This is a genomic window from Aeromonas sp. R7-5, from assembly GCF_040908015.1.
GTDB classification, from domain to species: Bacteria; Pseudomonadota; Gammaproteobacteria; order Enterobacterales; family Aeromonadaceae; genus Aeromonas; species Aeromonas caviae.
On record NZ_JBFOCZ010000025.1, the window covers coordinates 21390 to 44463 of the forward strand.

Here is a 23074-nt window from a genome sequence, read left to right on the forward strand (position 1 = left end):
GGAGACCAGGGGGGAAGGCGGTAGGTTTACTGCACGACAGGAGACCAGGGGGGAAGGCGGTAGGTTTACTGCACGACAGGAGACCAGGGGGGAAGGCGGTAGGTTTACTGCACGACAGGAGACCAGGGGGAAGACGGTAGGTTTGCTGCACGATAGGAGACCAGGGGGGAAGACGGTAGGTTTGCTGCACGATAGGAGACCAGGAGGGAAGACGGTAGGTTTACTGCACGATAGGAGGCCAAGGGGAGATGGTAGGTTTGCTGCACGATAGGAGGCTGGAGGGAAGGCGGTAGGTTTGTTGCACGATAGGAGATCGCCAAGAGAAGCACATTTCGGTAGGTTTACTGCACGCTAGAACGCAGCCGAAAGGCCTATTGCACGAAAATGTCTTGATGACGAAATCTGTCGAAAGTTGACAGATCGGAACGAAGCCCATGCAGACCAAAATAAATACAAAATCGCCCCTCATGAAAGCAATAGCCTGTGGATAACCACAGGCCAACTCGGTAGGTTAGCTGCACGATAGACGGTAGGTTTGTTGCACGGTTCTTTTTTTGAACGAAAAGCGCGGTAGGTTTGTTGCACCAACACAAAACCACATCGTAATTTCTCGGTAGGTTTGCTGCACGGTAAGCCTACATACGGTAGGTTTGCTGCACAACAAGCCGAAATGTCATGGGAAAATGTGGATAGTTCGACTGCCAACTGTGCAAAACCGGTGATGATTTCGGAGGTGACGGTAGGTTTGTTGCACGGATCTCAGTAGGTTTGCTGCACGGATCCAAGTAGGTTTATTGCACGATAATTTTTCATAAAATACAATATTAACAATATCTTGAGTCATAATAGAGATGCTTTATCCTTTCTTTAACCTTGATCGATCCATTAACCAGATCTTATTTATCCTGCACCAACCACATCTGTGCATAAGCAGCTATTTCACATACTCGTAAATAGCCCCTACGACAAGGAATAGCGCAAACAGCAAACCCAACATCACAACAAGATGGCCGAGCTCATGGATAAAACCTTTGACCAGCGCTTTTAGGGTGATGGATTTTCCTGTGATCCTGTGAACGATCCACTGATACACAGCAAATGAGGCCAGACCACAAATCGCGAGAACGCCCACCAGCAAGAGAACATTCCCCTTAACCACAGACACGCTCAGAAAACCGTTTTGGATACTCCAACCAGCGATCTTGCCCAAGCCAAAACCCAGCACCAGCGCCGCGGTACCACGCCACAGGACAATTTTCAGCGACTGACCCCAAGTGAGCTCGACCCCCATACCTCTTCTTGCCGAGAAGCGCACCAGCACCACAGATGTCACAATCCCTATCAAAACCATCAAAATAACATCCAAATCCCTCACTCCATATCAGTCCGAACCACATGCCTCGCGGCCAAACGCGCCTGGTGGCAATTCCCACTTCTGTCCCGTTGGCACCAACACCGGCAACACGTATTGTTCCATTGAAACTTGATTCAGCGCATCAACATCAGAAATCTGTATCGGTGAAACTCCAGCACTCAAGTCAAGCACATCAATCCGCTTCCTTGAGACCGTCACGCCGAAGCTTTGTTCATAACGCGCAATCGACATCACCCGTTCAGGCCAATAGCGTTTGATCGTTGCCCACACCCGCGGGGAGTTGTATATGCAAGTCATGCAAGACGATCGATTCCACCCAAGCCGGTAGGGTACTGGTGCGCTCACGCGATGTTTCTCCAGTACCTCCCATACCAGTTCCTCAGGCCAATGCAGCACTGGCCTCCAAGCATCAACCCTCCGCGCAGTCCTGCCGTTCCTCCTGTCACAAGCATGGGCCTCCAGCTGGTTGTACTTAGCCCTGTTGGTACTTTCCTCTCGCCGCTCACCCGTCACGAATAGGATCTTCTTCCCCCTGAATCGATCTTGGTTGTTCAGCGCCCGACGACCCACATCGATTTTCAAAGCACTAGAGCACCACCTGGTTTGAAGTGAAGGTGATTGCTGGGGGAAACGAAGCCTAGTGGACGGTGATGCTCGCTGATGATCCCTTGGCAGCACCAGAAGTCCCTCAGGCGTCTCAACGTGGTGTGGGCGACTGTAGGCATTATCCTTTAGCAGCTCCCCCTCAAAACCGCCCTCAAGCCACGAAAAGTACAGCGGCACCTGGAATACCTCAGCCAACCGGTGGCAGTAGTCGCGCATAAACCCCCAATCCATCAAAGAGCTCCCCTCCCGGCCATCGACATCATGATGCCAGAACTCCACCTTCGAGCGGTCTACCCCCATATCGAGCAACCTCAAGTAGGCAGCTATCGAATCCTTGCCGCCAGATAGACAGACTATGACGTGATCGTACAAAGCCAGATCAACTTCCGGGGCAGAGAAATACGATGTTTCAACGTGACAACCTTTTTTAACTGAAAGACCGGTCAAGGCCCCTTCGATAGACGGGATAACCACGTTGTCGTCAAACAGATCGCCCTGAACATTACCTCTCATAAACAGCTCACCATTTTTGCTTTACCGTTCTATATTTTCATATTACAGTATTATAAAATGATACCGTAATCAATGGGGGGATTTTGACCATTACGCTAGGCGCACGACAAGGAGCCATCAAAAAGCAATCTAAACGTAGCCTTTGGGGTTGCTTGGGATACTTGGCAACGCCGAGGGGGGTTAGGGAGGTGCGGATAGGTTGTTTTTAGGTGGGCTTTTGATTGGTTGGCCGATTCGTTGTTCAACGAGAAGGTGACAAGCTTGAATGCGATAGAGGGGTGGCAATGACAAAGAGGATGTCTTCTTGACAGAGAGCAAACAAGCGCTGGTGGCTGAGGCCGAATTGACAGAATGGCACCGAGAGCTCGAAGCGGTGCTGATGGCTTTGGACGATTGTCAGTTGGAGTGCGATGGCATGACTTGGGCCGTGAGCCACCTACTGAAAGCGGCCGGGATATCCCACTACTGCATGAGCGGTATGGTGAGAAACGAGCAGACCAAAGACATCGTGACGCCTCACTACTGGATAGAACTCAATGGGGGTTGGGTGGTGGACCTGCGGCTCCGGATGTGGTTCGGGGACCATGATGATGTTCCCCATGGAATCTTTCACCCTCTAAGCGAACCGGGATTCTTCTACCAAGGTGAGTTCGTCCAACAACATCAAGGAATGCGGTTATCGAGGGCGGTACTGGACATGATGACTGATGGAAAAATTTCACATGTGAAAATTCCATCGCCATAAAGTGGAGAAAATTAGAGTGGAATTTGACTACGACAAAACGGTATCAGACGCACATCTAGCTGCCGCTGGTTGGGGAATGGATGCATTCAATCATTCCAACCCTTTCGAAAGCCACGTTATCTACGTGCAAGATTACCGAAGTGGGAACACTAGGCTGTTCACTATCAGGCAGGATGAGTTTGATGTCATCCGCGTACCTACCCACCAGCCAATCGAGGTAATGACTTCTGTCATTGCTGCATCGATGATCCGCCTCTCTCGGGGAACGCTCAAAATCAACGAAAGCTCCGGGCTTGCTCATGCCTTGGTCGGCTACGCCAAAGCTACTCAAACATACCGCCAATGGAGGCTTATTGCTGGAGCCAAAGAACGTCTGCACTTGATCCTCAATATCTACCCTACTCGTGGTGATGATGGGCTACTCAGACCGATTATCTTGCGCACCTCAGAAACGGTCCTGAGCACGGACGAAGTTCTCAAGGCTTCAATGGAAATCCGGGACATGGATAGAATGAATCACCCTGAGTGGTTCAAGACCAAAAAGCTCGGCGGGCGGAGGTAGTAATGAAGGCAGTTCTCTGGATAGTGACCCTCATCGTCGCCCCCTTCATCATTGCAAAAGTGGACTTGTGGCGTAGACGAGGCATAGGTGAAGCCTGGAGCTGGTGGGAAACAGAGAACATGCCTCATGAACTGCGTACTGCAACTCTGTTCCTATCGGAGCAGGATATCGCTACAACCCTGCCGGTACCGATGCATGGCAGGGTTGACCAGGTGTATAAGACTAAGCGAGGAGTGCTAATCCCGCTTGATACCAAGTCTCGTCCGATAATTCAGGTCTACGAATCTGACATCATCCAGCTCTCCGTTTACCGGATCATTCTGTTGCATCAGTACAACATTCCTGTCGCCAACTATGGCTACGTCAGAACGGTGACTGACACAGCAACCGGAGAGAAAGTCCGTTACATCAAGACAAAACTGCTCAGTGAGAGGAAAGTGGTCAAACTATGGCAGCGCTATCAGTCGATACGTACAGGTCTGGTGATGCCAGCCTGTACCTGTGGCGGGGATTTCCACTCAACATCTCGTTGAGGTTTGGTTGTGTTCTCGGGCCGATTGGCCCTTTCTTCCCATGGAGAGGAATGGACGTCTATCTATCAAGCGGCTCAAGCTCAACGAGGAATTGCGCGAACAAAACGACGACGTGACCAGTGAAGAGCTCGCGGCCCGCCTGGATGCCGACTTCGCCCCAGTCACCACTGAGCTGTCCCAGTTTACACCGGCTCTTTTCACCGCCTTATTATGGAGGTAACGATGTATTACGCTTTCTACATTTTCACCATCACTTCTACTGTGATCGGTCTTGCCGTAATCGGTATCGCCTGGTTTCAAAAACGTAGATTGGAGACGATAACCCTTTCATCTCCTGGTTGGCTGATTCTACTCATGAGCCCAATGACTGTGTTCTTCATCATCCCCATCTTATTTTTTCTGTGTGCCATAGGAAACATCTACTTTAATGGGGCAACTGGTTGGAGCATCTTCGTGCTCATTCTTTCAAGCTTCATCAGCTACGGATTCCAAGCGGTTCTGCACAAAGGCGCGAGAGTTATCATGCAAAAACCGGTTCGTGAGTTGCAGTGGTGGCTCGATTACAGTGGAAATTTCCATGCGCACTTAGACAATAAGAGTCACACCGGCATGACATGTTTCAGTGAGAGGAAGGAAAAAGTGCTTAGCCTATTGGCCGATATTGAAGACGTAGGCCCATTTGGCAGACCCATTGTTCTGAAAACACCCTTGAAGCTTGATTACCTGTCTACCCGGTTAGCGAAACAGGGGTGGAAGATAGAGAGGTATCCTGCCACTCGTTGCCCTTGGATCGTGAAGGTCGCTCTGTCGATCCAGAGAGGAACATTGCAGCTCCCCGTACTCTCGAATAGCTGGAGAATTTGGAGGAACTGGAGATTACCAACTAGCCATGAATGGCGGGAGCTTGCGCTGATGCACCACGCAGTGCTGTTCCCTCCCAGTTATTCTGGGGAGGATGAACCGCAGGCGACGATCACTCCACCAACGGTAAGCCAGCTCAAGGATTAACCACAGGTTGTTGTGGACCTATCCCCAGAATTTGTGGATAAAACTGGCTCAACTAAGATCCCTCATAGGGGTAACGATCAGGGCCTGCTGGTATGATCACCAGGAGGCCCGTCCTTCACTCTCTCGATACCCTGCCGCCCTCCGGCCTAGACGGCTCAAACATGTGATCCGGGTAACCTCGATCACTGGCCGCCAGTACGACTGCGATGTGATGATGCTCTGGCTGACGCACTCAACCGGCGTTCGCGTCACCGAGTCGTCGTAGATACACATGTTGACACATGCCTGAGCTGGGAATAATGTAGATACACATGTTGCTACAGCTATGTGTGAGGATTTTATATGCACAGTGAAATTAAACGCTGGGGGAACAGTGCTGCTGTTCGCATACCCAGCAAGATTTTGGCGCAAGCTAATCTGGATGTATCCAGCCCAATCAGCATTGATGTGAAGGCCGGGAAAATTGTTATCGAAGCTGCCGTGAATACAAAGCGAAAGGTAAACCTGCCGTTCAGTGAAGCCTTTTTGTTGAAAGGGCTGGATGCGCATAGCGCCCATGCCGATGAGCTTGCTCAACCTTCCATTACTGAGTTGGGGGCTTGATGGCGCAGTACATACCAGATCGTAACGACATCATTTTGCTGGACTTTGAACCCGTCAAGGGCAAGGAGATCGGTAAATATCGACCCGCCCTGGTACTGTCCTCGAAGCAGTACAACAAGCAAACCGGGTTGCTTATCTGCTGCCCAATCAGCACCAGCATTCGCAATCATCCAACCGAAGTTCCGGTAGGCAATATTGATGAGCCGTCGGTTGTCGCCTCAAGCCTGATCCAAACCCTCTCGTGGAAAGAGCGCCGAGCCAAGTTCGTCGCCAAGGCTGAACCCGGAGTAATGGATGAAGTGCTGGTGCGGATCATCCCATTGATCGGGGCTGATGGCGTCATCGAGAAATTTATCGAGTAAGAGGAAAAACGGCATGGCAGACCATATCGAAGTAGTCAAGACGCTGCTCATCCCAGACTATCGCGTTGATATGTGCATCGTGTCTGTGAGTGGCGAGCTGTTTGTTCAGTCGCCTGATTTTGATACTCGCATCCCCTACTATGGGACGCTGGATCTTGATGATGGCATCATCGCAGCGATCATGGCTGACGCTTACGAAAAGATTCTCGAATCGTCCATGCCTGAATTTGAAGCCCAGTGCCACGCCATCTGTGCAGCTCTGGAAAGTGCACTCGGATCTGATGACCAGTGCATCAAGCACTGAGATAGAGGAAAAAAATGGGGTGTTGCGTCAGGCGATGCAACAACAGCAATGGAGACCAATAGATGAAAGTTAAACCCGTTCTGACAAGCAAGGATCACAAAAATATGGATGCCTTCCTAGGGCATGTCCTTGATGACTATAAAGCAGGAGTGCTCGACAAGACCAAAGCTATCGCAGGGCTTGCCCACGTTATGGCCGCTCTCGATCTGGATAACTATGACGAGGCGCGAGCCTGGTTTGAGCAAGGACGAAAGTTTATCCAAGAGTAATTGATGAAGTAGGCCGTATGGCGGCCCACTTCCCGAGCTCTGGGGCCAGGGTTCGAGGAAGTGAAATTGTTAAGGAGAAAACGGCATGAAGGTACGGCAGCTGATCGCCATCTTGAAAAAGATGCCACAGGACGCTGATCTGGTCTGGCAAGACCACGATCACATAGTGCGACTTTGAGCCTACATAACGGGTAAAAATTTCACATGTGAAATTTTTTTGTTTTCACCTTGAGGTTCATAGCGTCGAACTAAGGAATGTGGAGGAAGTATCGCGATGCGCTGGCACTAGGCCAGCGCATCTGCAATTAGGTGACTGGTGATTGCAATGACGCTACTGACTGGAGAGGTCCTCAGTTGACTGTTACTACTTGACAGCCTCCGCCCGGAATTTCACCAATTTTGCTTCCTTCGACAGGCCAGCCTTGGTCAGAGGGTTGATCAACCGAGAATTGAGCATGGCCGCCCTGACCCCCTTCAACATGGCTTCCCCTTCTTCGGTAACCATCAGAGCCAAGAAATCTTGAACCTGTGCCTCATAGGTGATCGCCCACTTGTCAGGATCTTTGATTTGTGACTCTCGCGGCATCATGGAGAGAAGGTTGTAGAGACGATTCTCTGTGTTGGAACTGGTGCTGGTTATGGGGCCCCAGAACTCAGTGCACACCTCAGCCATAAAGGTCTTCTCCGGCTCATTTAGGCCTGCCTCAAAAAGCTTTGCCAGGCGCTCTCGTTTATACCCAAGAACTGACTTCATTGCTTTCCTGCACAATGCAGGATCAGCCTTGTGGAGAAGCTTGATTCTTGCAGCCACATTAGCCAAGTCAGCCTGATAGAGCGCAACAGTTTCGGACATATTGAGGTTACGAGCTCGCTTGAAGTTAAGCGACTTCAAGATGTGCATGATCTCTATGCTAAGAGTCAATGCGGGTACCTCGATTGGCGTATCAAACACCAATTCTTCTATCTCCAGCTCCCCCCTTCCATCTCTTGGGGTATCATGGGGGGACTGCTTGTGAGATATGCGATGTCTGATCAATTCAACTTCGACCTTTAGCCCATCTAAGCTGAACACTTTGCAGTTCTCTGGGGTAATCGCTGCGAATTGCGTTTCAGTGTGTCTGCGATATGCGCACTCCAGAACTCCGGATCCCACCAGTTCGACAAGGGCTACTTCCAGCATCTTTACGTGCCTCTTCTTGTAGTAACCCCCTTCTGTTAGGGGGTGAATACCCTCAAGAATCTCCCTTACAGACAATTTTTTGTTGATGTAGACCCAATCCTTTTTGAACTGCCCATTCCCGATTGTTGTCAACCAGAGGCTAAATATTCGGCTTATTGGGTGTTGAAACCCAATGATGGTGCTCCGATTGACTGCAATAAGGCGGCTTGCAGCCCTGTACATCTCACGCATTGGCAAGTTGGGGGTGATCCTGATAATGCCGTCACCATCCAGGCCAATGACACTTACGAGGCCTACTATCATCACTGAGCCTTTCATCCTAGAGCTATCCTTGCTCTCCTTGCCACGGTGACCCTCAGCATCCTCAGGTCGCTTGAAAAGCGTCATTTGGAATGCGTGAAGACGCTTCATGGAGTGCAGGATCTTATCGGTCCGCATGAAGTCGCTGATGTAGCTCCCAAATTCTGCGGGAGATAAGAACTCAGCTAATGGCGAATAGAATTGCTCGGGCGTGATCTCTATGTTGGAAGCCGCTGCTCTCTCATATTGAGCGTCGGTCATCGATCCAAGTAACTTGACCAGACATAGATACGTCTTGATGTCGAAGTCAGAGTCGAGCACTGGCCCTGCCAGCGTCATTGCCTTGTACCCATTCATAAAGCGCGGATCAACCTCATAGATGATCTTGCTGTCCAACATCGGGCGTAAGGTTGGATTGTTGATTAGGTTCTTGTTGAGGGTGCGGAAAATACCGGTGCCGATCACCAGTTGTGTATGATTGTCCAAAGTGACAGGCAAAGGCCCCTTTTGTTCTGACATATCAAACACCCTTGCAACAGGCTCTGACGATAACGACTCGGGCTCCAGATCCTTGGATTCTGTCTGCGATACAGCTGATACCAGTGCTGGTTCAGAAATGGCGGATACAGGGGGGCTAGCTGGCTGTATTGAGGGACTAAGAGACTCTGACACAGGAGCCTGGTGTACGTCTTGAACAGATGATGCAATATCCGGCACCGATGCAGGGAGGGGGGCGCTATCGGCGTCCTCATCAATAAGCCACGAGCTATCGTCAAAGAAAGCAACAAACCTTGCAACCACTTGGTCAGGATTTCGAGAGGGAGAATCCCGGAGGAATTGGCACATAGGTTGTATTTTGGCTCGATCCACAAGGCCGCTAAAAAACGCGAGACTCTTCTGGTTGGCAGGTAAACCTATCTTCTCGGCCTCATATTTTGCGATTGCTGTCACAATTCGCTCTACCGCATCATCAGTCAAACATAATCCTTAACAACCTGTGCATAGGCTGTAAATATCTACGTATAAGCTGTTGAAAAGCCTGAAACAAGCCTCATTTAAACCCCTAAAAAATGAGCTATTTGAGGGTTAAACCAAGGTTATTTGGGGGTTAAATGTCACTTTTTTGGAGGTCAAAAAAACCTATTAGGGGGTCAAAATACCCACAATGAAGGCTAAAGTATACCATTTGGAGGTTAATACCGGCTATTTGGGGGTTAAAGTTATCTATGTGGGGGTTAATTTTGCCATTTAATATAATAAAAACAACAGGTTGGGGTTTCTATCTTTTATCTTTGATCCTTTATCTTTGATCTTAGGATCTAAAGAAGATCTAAGTAGGATCTACAGATCAGGGATCTAATGATTAGAGTGATCAAGCAATAGCAAACTGTCCTCTCAATACATTTTTCGATTCTCTATTTTGGCCAGCGATAGCAAGAGCATCAGGATGCGATATGACGCCATCCGAGCGTGTTTGCGGTGATAAGTCATTGCCTGCACTCCAGAAACGCTGTACAGAGCGAAGCAGCGCTCTTGTATGGCCTTATCCGTAGGGATGTTCGCCCCTTACTCCAGCTAAACGCAGATCTACATCAACGCAATTACGGATCCTGGCGTTGTTGTTGCCAGTACCAATTTGCTTTTCCTTCGCCTTAGTTAACTACCAAATGGGGAAGATCCAGCGCTTGATTTAACCCCCAAACATCAATTCACGACTCGATGACTTTTGCATGTAACAAGGTTTCTTCGCCGGTGCCTAGGCTAGCATCTATGGCAACTAGAACACGGTGCAGTCATCGATAGGTCGGTTACCCATGGTTCAACGCCTTCACTTCCCAATGGTAATTCCTACTCAGAGCCTCCCTCACATGGGCAGCAGCAATAAGTCGCTGGTGGCGCATTGATTACAGAATCATAAAATGATACTGTCATTCGCCGCGAAGCCTAATAAAAACAGGTGAAAATTAGGCTCTGTCTGGCGATTCCAACATTCAGTGTCAGCGATAACTCAGCAAATAAAAATTTCACATGTGAAATTTTAGCTCTGTTGGTGCCCAATCCGGGCAGTTCCACGGGCTTGCATTTTGGGGGAATCCTGTAGGCTGGTAGGCATAAAAGGAGGCAAGCTTTGGCCCAGTTCAAATATAGCCGCGTCATCATGGTTGGCGCCCTAGTTCTGTCAGGTGCTTTAGCAATCTCAGGGATGAAGGTCCTTGCTTTGATAATGGGTGGAATTGTTGTCTTGCAACTCAACGCCAGCCAGAAGATGGAAATGACTCGCACCAGTATTCAAGCCGCCAAAAGAGCTTTTGAGTCGCTAAATGTGGTGATGTTCGATAAGCAATGGATTGGAGCTACAGCAACAGTTGCGAAGGTGTCCCACCAGCAGCTGCCAACGATTCGATCTAACGTGTTCTCAGTAGTTCGCGTTATGGCAATAGCCCAAGGTGGAACTTGGTTCGTTGTGGACTTGGCTGTATCAAGCGCCCAAAACGTAGACCTGATCAACCTACATCAACTCAGTGAGCCCGAAGCAAAACACATGTTGGCCGCGGACTATGACACATACCAAACCTTTTTCGGAAAGCCCGATGTTGCATGAGGACAAAGTGATGGAGAAAACCAATGAAGTGACCGTGGCTGAGTTCACGGTCGAGGACCAAAAGGCGATGAGCCATGCCGCCTACGCACAGTGCATCTTCATCCTTGCTCAGGTTTTGATGTTCCCGTCCCTTGGTGTGATAGGAGCCATATTGGCCGCGGGATGTGGGATGATGCCTTGGTTGCCACACTTTGCCAAAAGTGCACCGTCAAAAGCCTTTGGGATGGTGCTGGCCTCGGTATGTTTGGCTCCAATTTACGCCAAGTTTTGCACATTCATTTTAACTGCTGCCCTAGGCAGCTGATTCATCTGGCCTGGACGCTGGTTTGATGAATAGAGAGTGCGGTGATCCCGGAGAGGAGGTTTTGGCCTCCTTTCTTTTTGCATGGAAAGTCCTTCCAGCCTAATCCTCTCCAGCAGACCTCTGCGTCCTGACTATTTTCCCATCAGGAGTGGTTTGACATGCCCGAACAAAGCAATAAGAAAATCCAGATAGGTGTTATCGCAGCAATCGTCTTGGGGGCCCTCGGCACCGGTATAGGGATATACCAGTCAGTGAAGTTGGGCCAACTGACGAATGACCTCCACAAGATGAACCGCACGCTCAGCAACATGAGTGCTACCGCGGCCACTTCTGTCACGTTCAAAAATCTCGCGGAATTCGATACCTCGGTGGCTGCCAGCATCAACAAGTTGGTCGAACAGCAGCAGAAGGACAACATAAGTCAGAAGTACGCCAAGTTTGACGCGGCAGCTGAACAAGTCGGTGATGGCAAGCACATCTACGGTGATCTCAATGCTCGCTTCACTCTGGTCGAGTTTTCTGACATCGAATGCCCCTATTGCAAGCGATTCCATGACACTCCAAAACAGCTTGTTGATGCCAGTAAGGGGAATGTGAACTGGCAGTGGAAGCACATGCCCCTCGATTTCCATAATCCAGCCGCTCTCAAGGAAGCTGTGGCCGCTGAGTGCATTTCAGAACAGAAGGGGAACCGCGGGTTCTGGGTCTTCATCAATGACATGTTCGAACAAACCCAGGGTAATGGGGCTGGGGTAAAAGATCTGGCTGAGGTGGTTACTGGCGTCGGGGCCGATTTGAGAGTGTTCCGAGAATGCCTGGCCACTGGAAAGATGGATGAGAAGGTTCAGGAAAACATCCAGCAAGCAAAGAGCCTAGGGATCAACGGCACACCGGCCACATTTGTTGTTGATAACAAAACAGGTAAGAGCCAGCTCTTGGGGGGGGCTCAGCCGCCTGAGGCCATCATGGCGGTGATGCGAAAAATGATGATTGAGTCGCAACCAAACGACTCAACAAACCAATAAAAACGTTCACATGTGAAAGTGGAGCGAGAACTGATGAGCAAGACTCAAAACGCGAACATCAACCAGGTTAAGTCTTTACGCAACATGCTTGTCCCCGCTCTTTTGTTTTATGTGGTGATGACGGCCATGTTTCTGGGGCTTGACGCATTCATGGATAAATCCACCAGCATGAACCTGCCATTCATGCCGTTCCTTGTCTCGATGGTGTGTTTTACCAGTGATGCACGTCGAGCGTGGGACTGGCGGAACGGGATCAAAGTTGTGGCTGTATTGACTGCGGTAGCCATGTTGTTTGCATTCATATATCAGCTAGCGGTCGGAGAGATAAATCTCTTTGGGGTTGGAATATACCCGGCCACCGCCTTCCTTTTGTTGGCTATCACCTGGGGGATTCGCGCTATCCGCAAGACGGCACCAGTCCAGTCTCTAGGAAGGCCCTTGGCGCGGTTTGGTGCATCGAAGTGGGTCCAGCGTACCGTCGCTGTCATTGTGCTCGCATGGGGCCTTGCCATCACTGTCTATGCGTACTGTCTTAACCACGGGAGCTGATGATGATCATTGCAACGAAGAGCGGCTTGCTGGTGGCCGCAGAACTAATCAGGGAAGAGGCTGGATACTGGCTACTACAACCTCGTGACCAAAAGACGCCAGTCAGGGTGAATAAGCAAGATGAAAATGAACGCGCTTTCACGCACATGGGAGACGCCCTTCGCTGGGCAGGTGATCCTGTGCTTGCAAAGCAATTCGATGCTGAGGGGGGAGAACATGCAAATTCGTGACCACATGACAAAGTTGTTTGACGCATTCGGGGGTGCAGAAAAAGTCACCCGAGAAATGCTTCTTGAACAGGCGGAGCTCATTCACACGATCAGCGATAAGTGTCAGAGCACAGGTCTGTTTCTGGATAGTCGGATTCGTTTCGACCAGTTCGTTCAAGAAATTGAAGCTGACGACAAGGTAGAGGATCGGCTGCTTCATGCTTGGTGCTGGTTGATAGACAGAATAGTGAAGGCACCAACATCCTTTCACATGGATGGGGCTGTGATTTTGACTATGCCTCTGGTCGCTAGATACCTGCCACCTGTGGAACGGGAGCCGGAAACAATAGTGGTGAATCTCGATGAGGACTACAAGGCTCCTGTTGGCAACCAAACACTTCGCGAGCTCATCATGGAACGGCGATATTGGCCGCAAGGTGCAACGTGTGCGACCCAAGAAGCGGACGGAGAAGTCCTCTACTGGGACGCCCCAGTTGATGTGGTAGAGGAAGGCAGAAAGAACGCCGGTAAGTTCGGCATGATGGCCGAAGTCGGGTTAAAGCACCAGGTCGATGCCTGGTATGCAGATATGGACGAAGCATGGCTCGCAACCGATTGGGACTCTGCCGTCATTACTCCTCACTGCTTGCTGCTTTCCTATCTGGATGTGCTTCAAAAGAACAAAGTTCCGTTTGATGAGGGTGTGCAGCTCGCCGCCGAATGGGTGAAGCAGCTTGGCGGGGGGGCTCGTGAAGACACCACCGAGGAAGCACCGGAAGCAGAGGCTACGGTGCTTTCCTTGGGGGGAGCCACCGTTCATTGCTTCAAACCATATCCAGACACAAAAAATTTCTATTACAAGGCCTAAGACCTCATTCATACAGGAGGATCAACATGCGATTCCAGGTATTTAAAACGAGGGAAGGGGGACCGCCAGTGTTTACGGCTCCTTGGTACTGGTTGGCCTCTGCCATTGCTCACTGGTCATCTCTTAACTGGGATGCCTGTCGGATAGTAGACAGCAAGGAGAATGAAACAAGGCTCTGTTGGGCCAAGGCTCAACCTAATGGGAAAAACAAGTAATTTGGATGGAGTGATTATGAAGTTAGGTTTTGTGAAAAAAACGGGGGGGGCTGCGTTCCTGGTAGCAATGCTGGTGGTAGCCCCTCTGGTATGGGCAGAAGCCTTTACTGCAAAGGTTGTGGGAGTGTCTGACGGCGATACTGTCAGGGTTCTGACTGAACAAAGTTGTGACTCCGGGAAAGATTGCCGGAGCGGAAAAGTCCAGTACCGGGTAAGGCTGGCGGAAATCGACACACCAGAAAAGAAACAACCTTATGGCTCAAAAGCGAAACAGGCGTTATCCGATCTGGTGTTTGGTCGAATGCTCAAAGTCGAGGCGCTCGACAAAGACCGTTATGGCCGCTTGGTCGCCAACCTTTATGTTGATGGCAAATGGGTCAATGCCGAAATGGTCCGTTCTGGGAGTGCGTGGGTGTACCGGCAGTACGCTAAAACACCGGAGTTGTTCAAGCTGGAGGCCGAAGCCAAAGCCGATAAGCGAGGACTTTGGGCATTACCGGAATCGGAGAGAACCCCCCCTTGGGAGTGGCGAAGAAAGCACTAACCGCACCACAGCTTTATAGGTGCAGGGCGATGAATTGGATTAAGTGATAGCTCAGGTCATTAGTCATGACATGAAGGCTGTTATAATGGCTCAACTTATTGAGGATGTAGATCCTAAATTGTTGAAAGATCGACGAGTTGTTCAAATTAATTTGCAATAAGGGGGCGGTATGAACAAAAGCGAACTGATTATGAAAGTGGCCGAAGACGCTGACATCAGCAAAGCAAATGCCGAAGCTGCGGTTAACGCTTTGATTGCATCTATAACCACCGAGCTCAAGGAAGGTGGTTCTGTGTCCCTCACTGGCTTCGGAACCTTCCGGGTAAGAGCGAGAGCTGCGCGGAGTGGGCGTAATCCGCAAACAGGCGAGCCAATTGAGGTGGCTGCTGCAAATATCCCTGGATTCAAGGCTGGTAAATCCCTGAAAGATGCTGTGAATTGACTCTTATTCATGTGGCACATGAATAAGGGTGAGCTGTACATTTGGCTCCCATTGTGGGAGCCTTATTCATGTGGCACATGAATAAGGTAGGGGTATGAGGTTATCAGCGATACAAAAGGACGTGTTGTACATCCTGTTCTCTATTGAGGCGAGGAGAAGGTTTGACCCTGTACCTGGTATGAAGCTACTGGAGATGCTTAACCTGACACGTAGTAAAGAGATTAATGATCGGAACTTCCGCATATCATGCCATACCTTGGTCACCCATGGTTTGTTGAGCAAGTACCGATCATCAACTCTGATGCTGGCATTCACTCTAACTACCGATGGGCGAGCTAAAGCTAAAGAGATTTATCAGGCCCGGAGTGAAGAGACATGTTAGCGTTCTGCGAGCCCGAGAGCCCGAGAGCTTACCAAAATACTGAGCCGACGCGTTCCCCAGTCTCAATGTCATAACCATTAGAAACAAGCCTGATGGATCTCTTACTTCTGGTGACATTACCCTTGCTTTCAGTTTGACCATTTGGTGTGGCGAGTAGGCCATAGAACAGGCCACCTACGAGAGCTCCCGGCCAAGCGAATAAAGCCACCCCTCCCCAGAACACCAAACCCACCCAGTAATTTTTGTGGAGCAGGTCCAGTGCAGGTTTAAACCAGTAAACCACTGCGACCGCTAGCACAGCGTAACCAAAGTTAGTTGTTTGCAGCATTGCGGCACCAATAACAACTAGGGTCATCATAAAAATGTTGATTAAGTCTTTCATTGTTGAGCTCCTCTCAAGTTATGTATTCACTCTATCACAGGGCCAAATAATGCAACTGTAAAAGGCTGTGTCATGAGCTCTTTTGTGATGTTTTTTATCAAATTTAATGGGTTTCAAATAGATTCACATTAATGTGACCATGGTTGTTTACTGGGTCATTAAATGATGCTAACGTTTGCCTGCAATTTTGGTTTTTACTGTTCACTGTACCGCCTGGCGGTAGGGTAAAAATTTCACATGTGAAATTTTTTAGGGGAAGGTGTGGAAGAGTTCATTCGGAAATACTTGGTTAGTGATCAAGAGTACCAAGACAAGATTGCTGCTATCGCGGGTGAGGTTGAGCAGAAAGGTACTGCCTATGCAGCTTTGTGTCAGCACATTGAACAGTCAGGCTTCTGGGGGCGACTGAAAACCTATTTCCGCAATCGCAATGAAATGACTTCCATCCTCACTGCCTTGGAAAGGTGTAACCGCAGTCTGCGCCACCAGCAGAATAGTCGGGAACAGTTGAAAACAAATTTGCTCTCATTGGTCATCCAGAAAGCGGTGAACGAACATCCTATGGCCGTGGATTTGATTCGCGTTCAGGCGCAGCTAGATGAAATGACTCGAATGGAGCAGGATCACAAGCGCCTTGCTGAGCTTGGTGAAAGGGCTTTGCGTGACGTTGGTCGCGCAGCGGCCAGTGTCTCGTCAGCACAAACAATGGAAACTCTGGATCTTTTCACCAAAGACAAGGGTATTTCAATGCTGTCCTCCATTTCAAATAACTCGGCAAACGATGGCATTCACCAAGCCAAACAGTCGGTCAGGCGGTTTGTTGATGCCATAGGTGAGCACCAGGGGTTGGTTAGTTCGCTAAATCACTCAATGAGTGCCGAGCTATTCGACCTTGGCATGGACTTTTCTGGACTGAACGATGGGGTTGATATTGGGAGTGTGCTCTCGCTCGCCAATCTGGCGTCGGCAAGCTCTTCCCTCAAGAGCTTGGAATACCAGTTGAAGGACATAGTTACGGCCCTCAATCAAACAGCCTCCAGTTCCGAGGCTGAATGCCGCCTTATCCACGAGCAGTTTTTGGACATGAAGAGACAAGCTTGTCTGCCTGTATACGAAATGCTTGTCGGCAATGGAGTCGATGTCTCGCAAAAGCAATATCAGTCGGCTGTAATGGCCTGCCGCATTCAGAACTGAATTGAACAACGTCATCCATGGTGAGGGCGTGAATTTTCGATGCAATAACTAAGGAATAGTGATGAAGGAAAATGCGCAGCAATTGGAAAAGCTTGAAATCCCAATCAAGCTCTCCTTCCCGGTGATCAACGTCAATACTTTCGAGCTGGGGCGAGCTGAGAGTGTTTTTTCAAACATTGCAAAGACGGTCGGTAAGCGCTTTGTCGTAATGCCATTCAAGAAGTTGCCAGACCCACCGAGCTTGAAGGCCTTTGCTGAGGAAGCAAAAAAGGATCAGCAAAAGGGCGTAGTGGTGTTTGATACCTACTTTTTTGACCGCCAGCGGGCGAACCCTGAGACCATGCCTGCTCTGAAAGCTTCCTTGACCCTCCTTGAAAACGAGGGGATCAACTACATCATCGCCGGAAAGGAACTGCTCAGTGAAGAGTTCGTGTATCACCTCGATCTTCCAGCCATGAGTAATGCAGACATCCTGGAACTGCTCTGCACCTGCGAGCAAAACGTTCAGGAGAGTGGCGTGTTTGATGAGAAGGAACGCGCTGTTATCGCAAATCACGCTCTGGGACTGTCCTATACCCAGATGAAGAACGTGTTCACCTACTCTGCCTACCTGAAATACAAGAACGAGGAGTATCTCGGGGAAATCCGCAAAGAGAAGGCCCACATCTTGCGCGATGTCGGTCTTGATGTGCTGGAAGCCATCGACATTGCCAACGTGGGGGGGTTGGAGAACCTCAAAGAGTTCCTCCAGATCCGCAAGGCTGGTTGGGATAAGAGTTTACCTGTGAAAGGTGTCCTGCTGGCCGGTGTCCCTGGAGGTGGTAAATCACTGATTGCCAAGGCTGCGGCTGGTGTATTGGGGACTACCCTCGTTCGTCTGGATATGGGGCGGTTCTACAGCAAGTATCTGGGAGAAACTGAGCGCCAGTTCTCCCGCGCCCTGCAAACTATCGAGCAGATCTCGCCTGTTGTCGTACTGATTGACGAGATGGAAAAGTTCTTTGGAAACGCTGATGGCGAGCACGAAGTATCCAAGCGCCTGCTTGGTACATTCCTTTACTGGTTGCAAGAGCGGAAGAGCAAGATTTTCATTGTCGCCACAGCCAACCGAGTTCAGTCACTGCCTCCCGAGTTGATGCGAGCAGGCCGTTGGGATCGGGCCTTTTTCATCGACCTGCCTACAGACGTGGAGCGAGAGAAGATCTTCGATATCCATATCACCAAGCAGAAGGCAAATGTCAGCGACTTCAACATGCCCCTGCTGTTGCGTGAATCCGCGGGATATACCGGCGCTGAAATCGAGCAGGCAGTCATAGATGCCTTGTACCTGGCGAACGCCAAGGAGGTAGAGCTCGATAACGAAACGCTGGTAGCTGCTGTGAAACACATTACACCGACGAGTGAGACCCGTAGAGAAGACATCAACCAGATCCGCCTTCTCCGCGATCAGGGCTTCTATCCGGCAAACAGGGTGGAGGAAGAACAGGGGGTTATCGGCAGGAAGCTTGCTATCGCGGAATAACCAATAGGCCAGTGGCGAAAAAAGAAGTCGGTCTCGATTGAGTGTTTTCAGGGGTAGTTATATGAGCCATATCGTAAAAGGAAGAGTGTCTGTTGCCTACAGAAGCAAGGAGCTTCTGCTCAAGGCTCTGGAGGGGGTTGGTGTCGTCGTTGAAAACGAAAAATTGTACCGAGTTGGGGCTGGGTACACCTTTGAGCGCTACCCATTGGTGTTGATCGACAAAAACAACAAAGAGCACCGCATCGGGTACAAGGAGGTCAATGGGGTTTGGGAGCAATACCAAGAAAATTATGGCTCTTACGGTACCTGGACTAAAGCTGCCAGTAGTCTGATCCAAGATCGCTATATCGCTTTCCACTACGAACAGCAACTGTGCGAGGAGGGGTTTAACGTCACTGTGAAACAGCATAATGACGGTACGTTGGAGCTGGAGGCCGAGGAGATCTCATGGTGACGGTTCAGGTGCCGGTGCGTTTATTCCTCCATTCAGATGGGGTCGTAAAGTTAAGCAACGAGGTAGCAAAGTGAAAAAGGTGAACATCAAGATCAAAGGCGGAAAAATTGCGGCCGACTTTACCGGGTTTCAGGGAAAGGCCTGTGAAACGCTGGAGCAAAAGATCCGCCCAGATGTGCTGGATATTGAAGAGAAGGAGCTCAAGCCGGAGTACCACTTTAGTGCGGCTCTCACAGAGCAAGAAATGGAGAGCAACAAATGGTAGTGAGGGGAAGAAGGGTACCCTTCTTACTTTTGATCGTCAGTCTCATGATTGCTTCCTCTGCATCCATGGCCAGTGATTTTGTGACTGGCCTCGTTGTTGGGCAAGCACTCTCGAACAATAACGGCGGTACGAAACAGGGAGATAATTCCCAAGGTGATACGGAGTTCGTTGATTTCAATGCCGCGCAAGCTGCGATTAGCAAAGAAGTCTGGTTTCAAAGCAGTAAATGGCGCAGAGAAGAAGGGTCTGAGGGGCAAGGCCGGTACTTTATATGTCCAGGGAAGGGAGAGTACCGCAGCTACTCGGGGCGCCTTCGTTGCAGGGTGGCTGACACGGGATTTTCTGGTTTATTAGGGGGGATGAGGGACGCCAAGGAGCTCCCGTTAGCTGAGGCTCTCACTGTCAAGGAAGGGGCACCTATCACTCTGGAGTCCCTAAAGGTCGAATCAAGGCAGCTGGCGGTGAAATACTTCATTGTTCCGGTAAAACAAACCCCGGTAAACATTGATGTAACCGAGGGGAGCGATCTCCCTGCTCATAAAATGGAGCATGTCAGTGCAGGGCAAGCAACCATAAACTCTCCGACTGAGGCAGAAAAAAAAACTCAGGCACTGAATAGCCTGAGCGTTATTTCTGCGCCCGAGGTCGCATTGCAATGGTTAGAGAGCCCTGCAATGAAGATCATCATGATGGTGATAGCTCTCGTGGGGGTGGCTCGTGGTTTGACCAATGGTAACTTCACGATGGCTCTTATGTGCATTCCTTTGATGATATCACCACTGATCGTGAAGGATCTCTTCTCTTCCTCTGGTGTTACTAAAACTCCAGCTGCATCAGGTGAGGGGAGCTGGGAGGTTACTCCAATAGCCTTGCTTGGGCCCATGGTTGTTTGTGTCTTTATCTACTTTATCTATCGTGGCTACCGTAGCTATGCCGATCGTGTCAGTGATGAGCGAATTGAGGTGTTGCTGAGGCAAACGAGAACCGCAGCTGCCGCTGCTCAACGCAGCTCACCCGTAAGTCGTAATAGCGAACCTCCATCTATAGACACCCTGCGTGAACGTCAGCAGCAGAGCAATACGAACGAACCCGTTGTCACTAGCTCATCGGCCGTAACACCTGAGGCTCAGAACAGCGAACCTGAGTATATACAGCCAGGTAAGCGCAAAATTATTTTGGATTAATGGAAGGTCGGAATGAGCAAAAAGCGGATTGTGATTAAGGGAGGTGAAGTCTGTGGCTTTGTCGATGAAGTATCTTGCCGGGGGCTGGATGTTCAGGTGTTCAGCCAACAGCGCGTATCCCGTATCGTTCCTACCTCATGGCTCCTCATGTCCGCGTTCTTGGTCATCCGTAAGCTTTGTTCTGACGATTCAAAGCTGGCGGCCTGGACGCGGCGCTGGGGCTGTGAGTGGAAGGTACTGATTGACGGCAAAACCTATGGGCCCTTCCAAAGCCGGTCCGCGGCGATCTTGTTTGAGAAGGAGAAAATCTATCAGCAGGGCAAGCTCTTCAATGCTAAGTGAGGAATCATGATGATGATGCCCAATGCCGATGAAATAACAACGTACATGCACGATGCACTATATGCCCTCTCTGGCATGATAGCCATTGCAGGGGTATGCGTTGGCATTATCAAGAGAGACCCTTTGGCGGTAGTCGGTGGATTCGTACCCGTTATCTTCGTTCTGATTGCTCTAAAAGGTTTTTTAGCCGCTGTAGTCGCGGCTGTGGTGATCACCCTTGCACTGATGGTGATCGCCTTTGCACTGTACTTGGTATTGGTGCACACACAGCCTGAAAGTGAGGCCGATCACGATGGGGGTGGGGAAAGTCAACGCAACGATCTCCCCACCATAGACACCCTGAGGGGCGGGGCTGCATTCAATCAAGTGGCAGACCAGATGTGGAGAATGACGCCAGAACAACGAGATGAGTTCATCGCAACCACACCGAGGGGCGGCCAGCCTGTCATTGTCAGCGCTTCGTCCGCTGTGCCAAAGGTTCTGGATGACGGAGCCGATGCTGTGCAGCCAGGTAAGCGCAAAGTTATTTTGGATTAACGGGTGCGTTGTAGATGAATAGAAAGGAAATGGATCGAAAAGACTGGCTCATCAAATTTAGGCGGGCAAAATGCAACAAAACCCTTGATGTGATGCTTGATGCTGCGCTGCGAGAGCCAACAAACATCAGGGAAATAGGCAACATTATTTTGGCTCACGAGAAAAGAGAGGATGAGATTGAGGCTGGGCTGTATTGTAGGAAAATATAAGCTTTCGAGAGTCTCGATTGGGTTGTGAATCTGATGTGGTAACAAGAAGATGCCGGTACTGTGGAGTGCCGGTTTTTTTTTGCCCGGCAGAAGTTTACAGTATCAAAAAATGATGCTATAAAATCGGTAACTCAAAAGGAGAACCAACAAATGGCAGCAATCAATTCCCTCAAGGCTTTTGCCAGGGCAAGCAAGGACGATGTTGAGTCGGACGTATCTCGAAGTGACCTCTACATGATCAACCCGATGCGAATCCGGGAAGAAGAAGGGTTCAATGCCCGTGGGGCATTTTGTGAGGGGGACTACTACGAGCGGCCAGAGGTCAAAGCCCGTATCCGCATGTTCGCGGAGGCCTACAAGCGGGGCGACCACATCGACCCAATTGTCGTGAAAGTCATTGACGGCGAAATCTTTGTTCGTGAGGGGCATCGCCGCCTGCGAGGCTTGCATCTTGCCATTTCGGAAGGTGCTGACATCAAGCGGACTCCAGTCTTTGAGCATAAAGGCGATGAAGCTGAGCAGGCCCTGTTGGTTGTCACCAGCAACTCTGGTGAGCCGTTGTCCCGGCTGGAGCGGGCCGTGATTTTTATGCGTCTGTCGAAGTGGGGTTGGAGTGACCAGAAAATCGCGACTTATGTAGGCAATATTCACGCAGAGAGCGTTCGCCAGGATCGTGCTCTGCTGAATATGCCCATTGAGCTGAAACGCATGGTTCAGGAGGGAATTGTTGCAGCCACTTATGCCCAAGAACTCTTCAACGAGCATGGAACCAAAGCGGTCGAAATCTTGAAAAATGCTCAAGCGGAACAGTCCTCAGGCAATTCGGGAACGCCCAATGCAGCTCCGAAAAAGTTGACTAAGAAGTCAGTTGAAAAGGTACCGAGACTGGGCAAAAAGGTTGTAGAAGCGATGCACCGCGGAGTAAGCGCCATCACCAGCCGCTTGGATAGCATCCAGGCCAACTCTGACGGTCAAACCTTTACCCTGACCCTCAACTTGGCAGAGGTTGAGGAATTGCAAGCTCTGAAAGCCAAACTGGCTGCTCTGGAGCCGAAAAGTGACAAAGCCGATGAGAATCAGCAAGAGTTGGATCTCGTTGGTAATCAGTAATGGTGTCCAGTGCTTCTCTCTCCGGGAGAGTGGGGTCTTGCTTGCCGCAGCCCCGCTCATGCCAATGCTTCATTCTGATTTTGCCGCACCTCTCAACCCACCAGCCTGTCTCGATGTTAGCGCTCCACCAGTAGGGGGGGGGCATGGACCGTTGCGATAAAGTCGCGCTACTGAAAAGCCTGCGCCGCAGACACCAGATAGTTTGTTCCGTGATTGCAATCTTGCTCATCAGCATCGGTGTCGCAGGGGTCACTGCACAATGCGGTTTTTGGCTTATGAGCCCGCTATTTGTCATTGCCATTTGCGTTCTGATCGATGCTTTCCTGCCACAAGTAAGTTGGTTCTTCTGTGTGCGGGATGTGAGGGATATTTTGG

The 23074-nt window shown here is 50.1% G+C and carries 29 protein-coding genes and 1 pseudogene; 26 read left to right on the forward strand and 4 right to left on the reverse strand.

What is annotated here, in order from left to right; all coding sequences use genetic code 11:
• Positions 1–934: 934 nt before the first annotated feature.
• Together AB5Y53_RS08060 and AB5Y53_RS08065 are read right to left on the reverse strand one after the other, a co-directional pair.
• Positions 935–1375, reverse strand: a complete 441-nt coding sequence (locus AB5Y53_RS08060) for a hypothetical protein (protein ID WP_052814313.1) — start codon at positions 1373–1375, stop codon at positions 935–937.
• A gap of 6 nt (positions 1376–1381) precedes the next feature.
• A complete protein-coding gene (locus AB5Y53_RS08065; RefSeq protein ID WP_047235001.1) occupies positions 1382–2494 on the reverse strand; it encodes a phosphoadenosine phosphosulfate reductase family protein in 1113 nt (370 codons plus the stop codon).
• A 304-nt stretch (positions 2495–2798) separates the two neighbouring features.
• On the opposite strand from AB5Y53_RS08065, the gene AB5Y53_RS08070 reads away from it, so the two are divergent.
• From AB5Y53_RS08070 to AB5Y53_RS08110, 9 genes and pseudogenes are all read left to right on the forward strand, one after another.
• The gene (locus tag AB5Y53_RS08070) at positions 2799–3239 is read left to right on the forward strand and encodes a hypothetical protein (RefSeq protein WP_232489913.1); all 441 of its coding nucleotides are present in this window, start codon (positions 2799–2801) and stop codon (positions 3237–3239) included.
• Positions 3240–3255: 16 nt separating this feature from the next.
• Positions 3256–3801: a hypothetical protein gene (locus tag AB5Y53_RS08075; protein ID WP_047235067.1), complete on the forward strand. Its 546-nt coding sequence runs from the start codon at positions 3256–3258 to the stop codon at positions 3799–3801.
• A gap of 2 nt (positions 3802–3803) precedes the next feature.
• Positions 3804–4334, forward strand: coding sequence for a hypothetical protein (locus AB5Y53_RS08080; RefSeq protein WP_059296358.1), 531 nt, complete (start codon positions 3804–3806; stop codon positions 4332–4334).
• 58 nt (positions 4335–4392) lie between these two features.
• Positions 4393–4554: pseudogene (gene rdgC, locus AB5Y53_RS08085) on the forward strand (recombination-associated protein RdgC); the annotation flags it as partial.
• A gap of 2 nt (positions 4555–4556) precedes the next feature.
• Positions 4557–5342 (forward strand): hypothetical protein, encoded by a 786-nt coding sequence (locus AB5Y53_RS08090; protein WP_059296356.1) that lies wholly within the window; start codon positions 4557–4559, stop codon positions 5340–5342.
• 342 nt (positions 5343–5684) lie between these two features.
• Positions 5685–5945 (forward strand): AbrB/MazE/SpoVT family DNA-binding domain-containing protein, encoded by a 261-nt coding sequence (locus tag AB5Y53_RS08095; protein ID WP_080962347.1) that lies wholly within the window; start codon positions 5685–5687, stop codon positions 5943–5945.
• Positions 5945–6307, forward strand: coding sequence for a type II toxin-antitoxin system PemK/MazF family toxin (locus tag AB5Y53_RS08100; protein WP_047234997.1), 363 nt, complete (start codon positions 5945–5947; stop codon positions 6305–6307). Before AB5Y53_RS08095 ends, AB5Y53_RS08100 begins: the two co-directional genes overlap by 1 nt.
• Before the next feature lie 13 nt (positions 6308–6320).
• Entirely contained in the window at positions 6321–6611 is a 291-nt protein-coding gene (locus tag AB5Y53_RS08105) for a hypothetical protein (RefSeq protein ID WP_047234996.1), read from the forward strand.
• Between the two features lie 62 nt (positions 6612–6673).
• The gene (locus tag AB5Y53_RS08110) at positions 6674–6880 is read left to right on the forward strand and encodes a hypothetical protein (RefSeq protein ID WP_047234995.1); all 207 of its coding nucleotides are present in this window, start codon (positions 6674–6676) and stop codon (positions 6878–6880) included.
• A gap of 364 nt (positions 6881–7244) precedes the next feature.
• Here AB5Y53_RS08110 and AB5Y53_RS08115 read toward each other — a convergent pair whose 3' ends face one another.
• Positions 7245–9338 carry a hypothetical protein gene (locus tag AB5Y53_RS08115; RefSeq protein ID WP_059296355.1) on the reverse strand — a complete coding sequence of 698 codons (2094 nt, stop codon included), beginning with the start codon at positions 9336–9338 and terminating at the stop codon, positions 7245–7247.
• Positions 9339–10488: 1150 nt separating this feature from the next.
• On the opposite strand from AB5Y53_RS08115, the gene AB5Y53_RS08120 reads away from it, so the two are divergent.
• From AB5Y53_RS08120 to AB5Y53_RS08155, 8 genes are all read left to right on the forward strand, one after another.
• Positions 10489–10962: a hypothetical protein gene (locus AB5Y53_RS08120; RefSeq protein ID WP_052814312.1), complete on the forward strand. Its 474-nt coding sequence runs from the start codon at positions 10489–10491 to the stop codon at positions 10960–10962.
• A 10-nt stretch (positions 10963–10972) separates the two neighbouring features.
• Positions 10973–11266 (forward strand): hypothetical protein, encoded by a 294-nt coding sequence (locus AB5Y53_RS08125; protein ID WP_230947781.1) that lies wholly within the window; start codon positions 10973–10975, stop codon positions 11264–11266.
• Between the two features lie 158 nt (positions 11267–11424).
• Positions 11425–12291, forward strand: coding sequence for a DsbA family protein (locus AB5Y53_RS08130; RefSeq protein WP_368181575.1), 867 nt, complete (start codon positions 11425–11427; stop codon positions 12289–12291).
• Between the two features lie 33 nt (positions 12292–12324).
• Positions 12325–12840: a nitrite reductase gene (locus tag AB5Y53_RS08135; RefSeq protein WP_368181576.1), complete on the forward strand. Its 516-nt coding sequence runs from the start codon at positions 12325–12327 to the stop codon at positions 12838–12840.
• A 2-nt stretch (positions 12841–12842) separates the two neighbouring features.
• Positions 12843–13070 (forward strand): hypothetical protein, encoded by a 228-nt coding sequence (locus tag AB5Y53_RS08140; protein WP_368181577.1) that lies wholly within the window; start codon positions 12843–12845, stop codon positions 13068–13070.
• Positions 13057–13917: a hypothetical protein gene (locus AB5Y53_RS08145; protein ID WP_047235064.1), complete on the forward strand. Its 861-nt coding sequence runs from the start codon at positions 13057–13059 to the stop codon at positions 13915–13917. The genes AB5Y53_RS08140 and AB5Y53_RS08145 overlap by 14 nt, the downstream gene beginning before the upstream one ends.
• A gap of 231 nt (positions 13918–14148) precedes the next feature.
• Positions 14149–14676, forward strand: a complete 528-nt coding sequence (locus tag AB5Y53_RS08150) for a thermonuclease family protein (RefSeq protein ID WP_368181579.1) — start codon at positions 14149–14151, stop codon at positions 14674–14676.
• A gap of 169 nt (positions 14677–14845) precedes the next feature.
• On the forward strand, positions 14846–15118 hold the full coding sequence (locus tag AB5Y53_RS08155; protein WP_368181580.1) for an HU family DNA-binding protein: 273 nt from the start codon (positions 14846–14848) through the stop codon (positions 15116–15118).
• Between the two features lie 410 nt (positions 15119–15528).
• On the opposite strand, the gene AB5Y53_RS08160 is transcribed toward AB5Y53_RS08155, so the two are convergent.
• A complete protein-coding gene (locus AB5Y53_RS08160) occupies positions 15529–15882 on the reverse strand; it encodes a hypothetical protein (RefSeq protein WP_047234987.1) in 354 nt (117 codons plus the stop codon).
• A gap of 261 nt (positions 15883–16143) precedes the next feature.
• Here AB5Y53_RS08160 and AB5Y53_RS08165 point away from each other — a divergent pair, with 261 nt between their 5' ends.
• From AB5Y53_RS08165 to AB5Y53_RS08205, 9 genes are all read left to right on the forward strand, one after another.
• On the forward strand, positions 16144–17076 hold the full coding sequence (locus tag AB5Y53_RS08165; RefSeq protein WP_368181582.1) for a hypothetical protein: 933 nt from the start codon (positions 16144–16146) through the stop codon (positions 17074–17076).
• A gap of 61 nt (positions 17077–17137) precedes the next feature.
• Positions 17138–18598 (forward strand): AAA family ATPase, encoded by a 1461-nt coding sequence (locus AB5Y53_RS08170; RefSeq protein ID WP_368181583.1) that lies wholly within the window; start codon positions 17138–17140, stop codon positions 18596–18598.
• A 61-nt stretch (positions 18599–18659) separates the two neighbouring features.
• A complete protein-coding gene (locus tag AB5Y53_RS08175; RefSeq protein ID WP_368181584.1) occupies positions 18660–19052 on the forward strand; it encodes a hypothetical protein in 393 nt (130 codons plus the stop codon).
• A 79-nt stretch (positions 19053–19131) separates the two neighbouring features.
• Positions 19132–19317: a hypothetical protein gene (locus AB5Y53_RS08180; RefSeq protein WP_368181586.1), complete on the forward strand. Its 186-nt coding sequence runs from the start codon at positions 19132–19134 to the stop codon at positions 19315–19317.
• The gene (locus tag AB5Y53_RS08185) at positions 19311–20501 is read left to right on the forward strand and encodes a hypothetical protein (protein WP_368181587.1); all 1191 of its coding nucleotides are present in this window, start codon (positions 19311–19313) and stop codon (positions 20499–20501) included. The genes AB5Y53_RS08180 and AB5Y53_RS08185 overlap by 7 nt, the downstream gene beginning before the upstream one ends.
• Positions 20502–20513: 12 nt before the next feature.
• On the forward strand, positions 20514–20843 hold the full coding sequence (locus tag AB5Y53_RS08190; RefSeq protein ID WP_368181588.1) for a hypothetical protein: 330 nt from the start codon (positions 20514–20516) through the stop codon (positions 20841–20843).
• 6 nt (positions 20844–20849) lie between these two features.
• Entirely contained in the window at positions 20850–21380 is a 531-nt protein-coding gene (locus tag AB5Y53_RS08195; protein WP_368181589.1) for a hypothetical protein, read from the forward strand.
• A gap of 14 nt (positions 21381–21394) precedes the next feature.
• A complete protein-coding gene (locus tag AB5Y53_RS08200) occupies positions 21395–21589 on the forward strand; it encodes a hypothetical protein (protein WP_047234980.1) in 195 nt (64 codons plus the stop codon).
• Between the two features lie 150 nt (positions 21590–21739).
• Entirely contained in the window at positions 21740–22699 is a 960-nt protein-coding gene (locus AB5Y53_RS08205) for a ParB/RepB/Spo0J family partition protein (protein WP_368181592.1), read from the forward strand.
• The last annotated feature ends 375 nt before the right edge of the window (positions 22700–23074 follow it).